Source organism: Streptomyces sp. ICN903, from assembly GCF_022015835.1.
Classification (GTDB): domain Bacteria; phylum Actinomycetota; class Actinomycetes; order Streptomycetales; family Streptomycetaceae; genus Streptomyces; species Streptomyces fenghuangensis.
Genome location: NZ_JAKMAY010000406.1, coordinates 1 through 4,238, shown reverse-complemented (window position 1 = coordinate 4,238; position 4,238 = coordinate 1). Strand labels below are relative to the sequence as shown.

The window sequence follows — 4,238 nt, the reverse complement described above, 5'->3', positions numbered from 1 at the left end:
GGGGCACCTGATCTCGCCACGGACGAGTGGGGGCCGTTCCGGGAAAGGCTCAGGGCAGCGGCACGCGGAAGCGGAACACGAGAGTCCTACGGCGTTTTTGCGCCGGTGTTGCGACTTTCCGCGCGAGCGCGCGGCGGCCCGGCGGAACGTTTCCCCTGCATGTGTCCTGTGCTTGTGCGCTTGCCCGGCACCTGGCTTGTTATGAGGGGTGTAGAACGAGTGTTCGTGGGTACGCACATACGGCTGAAGCGATGCGTGTGTGAGTATCCGGATGTAGCGGCTGGTTTTCGGGCCCCTCCCCAGGGGCTTCTCACAGGGGGAAAGATGGGCGCACACGCGCTGCTGGAACGTCGGACCGGTATGTCCGTGGAGCTGTCGGAGTCGCCGCCCGCGGAGGCGGCCGTGCCGGTTCCTCCCGCGCACCGCCAACAACCCTTGAGGCCCCGCGGTACTCCGGGCCGACGGGCGGTGTGACCGTCCGGCTTTCCGTGAGCGGGCCGTCAGCGCCGATGGTGTGCACTCCGCGTTCGTTCCGTCTCCTTCCGTGCCCCCGACGCTGAGGGCACGGCCGTACCGAACCGCCGGAACGGCGGTAGCCCGGGTCCGGCGCTACGCGCGGAGCTTCGCGCCGGGACACGGCCCCACCTCAGGCATGGGCACGACGGCGGGGCCGGTCCGGCTCCACTCGTTCCGCGTGCGGCTGCCGGCAGGCCCGCACCGTAGCGGCCCTGCCGGCAGCCGCACGCGCCGGGCACTCCCCTTCGTTCGGACGGGTCCGCACCGCCCGGCCCGGCCCGGCGTACAGCAAGTCGTCAAGGTCACCGACATCCCGTCATGGAAGGGTTCGACCAATGCCCCGAAGCACCGGTATCGGCACACTGGACCGAGCGACACCCGGCATCCAGGACGCAGACGTCTTCAGCGATCTCCTCTTCGGGCACCTGCCGAGGGCCGACCAGCGCCAGTGGGCGCGCGCCTACATGCGGGGCCTGCTCTTCACCCAGGGCAGGAAGTCGATGCGGCGGCTCGCGGAGTCCGTCTCCAGCTCGCCGACGGCCTGGTACTCGCTCCAGCAGTTCATCAGCGGCAGCTCGTGGAAGTGGGAGCCCTCCCGCACCGAGCTGGCCCGGTGGGTGGAGCGCCGGGCGTCCGTCCGCGCGTGGACTGTCGCGTTCGCCGTCTCGCCCAAGCGGGGCGGCAGATCCGCCTGCGTGCACCGAAGATTCGTCGCTTCCAGCGGGCGCACGGTCAACTGCCAGCTGGGCACCGCCCTGTTCCTGTCCTGCCCCGGGGCCAACCTCCCGGTCGACTGGCGTCTGTACATGCCCTCCGAGTGGGGGGAGGACGAAACGCTGCGGAGAGGGGCCCGCATCCCCCGGGACGTGGTGCCCCAGCCGCTGTGGCAGGACGCCCTGGACCTCGTCGAGAAGATGCTGACCGTCACCTCCGGCCCTCCCGCGCCGGTCGTCGCGGACCTGAGCGACACCGATGATGTCGGACCGGCCGTCGCGCGCCTGGAGGCGATGGGATGCGGTTTCGTCCTCGCCGTACGGCCGGGAACCAAGGTGGTGGCGGAGCGGCGGCCGGACGTCCAGCGGATCCATCCGGCACGCCCGCGGGAGACCATGCACACCGCGGACGAGCTGCTGGGATCGCGCCGTGACCGGAACCACTACACCGCCACCGTCATGGGCCCCGAAGGAGTGTTCCGGCACGTCCCGGTGCTCTCGGCGCTGTTCCGGCTCTCCGGGAAGCGGTCGCACGACACCGATCAGGGGGTCTACCGCCTGTTCACCCAGCCCGTCCCGGAGGGCCGGGGCACGGATCTGCTGTGGATGACGAACCTGGCGCACCAGCGGCTGGACGAGCTGCTGGAGCTGGCGCTGCTGCACACCAGTGCCACGAACACCGTCAACTGCCTGGACAACCGGTTCGAGTTGCTGGACTTCGCCGGCCGCTCCTTCCCCGGCTGGCACCACCACATGACGCTCGCTTCCGCCGCGTACGCCTACGCCCGGCTGACCCAGCACGGCGAGCTGCCCTTGCCCACCGCGCGGGAGAAGCACGAGTACGCCCGGGCGGGGGTGTAGAGCGGGGGCGGGGTTCCGGCTCCCCGCCGCACCGGCGGGCGACGTTTTTGGCAAGTCGGCCCACCGGCCGGCCCGACCGGTGGGAAAAACTGCTGTACACGGGCCCGGCCACCGCACGGCGACATCCGTAAATCACCGAACTCTCCACGATCTCGCGGTTCTTGTTCCCTTCCGGCTCGCCCGCCGGATACCGTCTCCGCATGACCGAACCGAAAGCTCGGATCACCAAGGCAGTCATTCCGGCTGCCGGACTAGGCACACGGTTCCTGCCGGCCACGAAAGCCACTCCAAAGGAAATGCTCCCCGTGGTGGACAAGCCGGCCATTCAATATGTCGTCGAGGAGGCGGTGTCCGCCGGCATGACGGACGTCCTCATGGTGACCGGGCGCAACAAGCGCCCGCTGGAGGACCATTTCGACCGCAGCTTCGAACTCGAGGAAGCCCTGCGGCGGAAGAACGACATGACCCGGCTCTCCCAGGTCCGGCTCTCCAACGGCCTGGCGGACATCCACTACCTGCGCCAGGGGGATCCCCAGGGGCTGGGGCACGCGGTGCTGCGTGCCGCCTCGCACGTCGGCGACGAACCGTTCGCCGTGCTGCTGGGGGACGACCTGATCGACCCGCGCGACGTGCTGCTCGACCGCATGGCCGAGGTGCGGCACCGGTACGGTGGCAGCGTCGTGGCGCTGATGGAGGTGGCCCCGGAACTGACCGGGCTCTACGGCTGCGCCGCCGTGACCGCGGTGGGCGGGACCCCGATGGACGAGGACGCGGTGGTGCGGGTCACCGACCTGGTGGAGAAGCCGCCCGCCGGTCTCGCGCCGAGCAACTACGCCGTCATCGGGCGTTATCTGCTGGACCCCGGCGTGTTCGACGTGCTGCGCCGCACCGGCCCCGGGCACGGGGGGGAGATCCAGCTCACCGACGCGCTCCGCGAGATGGCCGGGACCGGTGCGGCGGGGCCGGTGCACGGAGTGGTGTTCACCGGCCGCCGGTACGACACCGGGGACCGGGCCGACTACCTGCGGACCATCGTGCGCCTCGCCTGGGACCGCGAGGACCTCGGCCCGGAATTCCGCGACTGGCTGCTGGAGTTCGTGGACGACAGAAAGCCCGCGACGACCGGCGCCTGACAGCACACCTTTTCCACGGGGACTTCCGTGCGGTTTCCCTCGCCTATGCCCGCCCGAGGAAAAATCGACCGGCCAGCACACGCCATGCCGTTCCCCCCGATCGGCCGGGGCTGTCCGCACCCGCCGAAAATCCTGACCGTACCGCTGTACCGCATTCGAGAAAAGCACCGCATCCTGCACGAGAGGAAAACCGCTGATGGACCTCGAAATCTCCGGCAAGGTGTACATCGTCACCGGGGCGTCCGCCGGAATCGGGGGGGCCACCACCCGGCTGCTGGCCGCCGAGGGCGCCCACGTGGTCGGGGTGGCCAGGAACACCGGGCCCGTCGACGCGCTGGACGACGGCGACGGCCGGGTGACCTCCGTGCGCGCCGACGTCACCGACCCCGGCGCCGCAGAGCTGGTCACCCGTGCGGCACTGGACCGGTACGGCCGTATCGACGGCCTGGTGAACAACGTCGGCGGGCTCTCCTCCCGCGGAGGGTTCCTGCACGTCACCGACGAACAGTGGAAGGAGACCTTCGAGCTCAACTTCCATTCGCTGGTGCGGATGACGAAGGCCGTCCTGCCCGTGCTGGTCGAGCAGGGCTCGGGGAGCCTGGTCCATCTCGCCAGCGAGGCGGCCCGGTTCCCCGACGCACCGCTGGTCGACTACGCGGCGACGAAGACGGCACTGCTCTCGGTCTCCAAGTCGCTGACGGCGGAGTTCGGTCCGCTGGGCATCCGCTCCAACATCGTGTCTCCGGGGCCGACCCGAACCGCGCTGTTCGACGCTCCCGGCGGGTTCGCCGAACAGCTCGGAGAGCGGTACGGCATGTCTCCCGACGACGCGGTGGACCATTTCATCCGGGAGGAGCGCCGGCTGCCCAGCGGGCGAATCGGCAGGCCCGAAGACGTGGCCCGGGTGATCGCCTATCTGCTCTCCCCTCTGGCCCGGCAGGTCACCGGCGCCGAGTGGGCCGTCGACGGCGGCGCCCTGCGACAGATCTGACCCCCTCCCCCACCACCCCGCGGC

Annotated in this window: 3 protein-coding genes; all 3 read left to right on the top strand. The window is 70.3% G+C overall.

Annotated elements, in window-relative coordinates; genetic code table 11:
* Positions 1–851: 851 nt before the first annotated feature.
* The 3 genes from L7D48_RS26705 (at position 852) to L7D48_RS26695 (ending at position 4,214) form a co-directional block, all read left to right on the top strand.
* Positions 852–2,090: a transposase gene (locus tag L7D48_RS26705; RefSeq protein ID WP_237883335.1), complete on the top strand. Its 1,239-nt coding sequence runs from the start codon at positions 852–854 to the stop codon at positions 2,088–2,090.
* Positions 2,091–2,290: 200 nt separating this feature from the next.
* Complete coding sequence (locus L7D48_RS26700) at positions 2,291–3,223, top strand: UTP--glucose-1-phosphate uridylyltransferase (RefSeq protein ID WP_237883332.1); 933 nt, start codon at positions 2,291–2,293, stop codon at positions 3,221–3,223.
* Between the two features lie 196 nt (positions 3,224–3,419).
* Positions 3,420–4,214: an SDR family NAD(P)-dependent oxidoreductase gene (locus tag L7D48_RS26695; RefSeq protein ID WP_237883330.1), complete on the top strand. Its 795-nt coding sequence runs from the start codon at positions 3,420–3,422 to the stop codon at positions 4,212–4,214.
* The last annotated feature ends 24 nt before the right edge of the window (positions 4,215–4,238 follow it).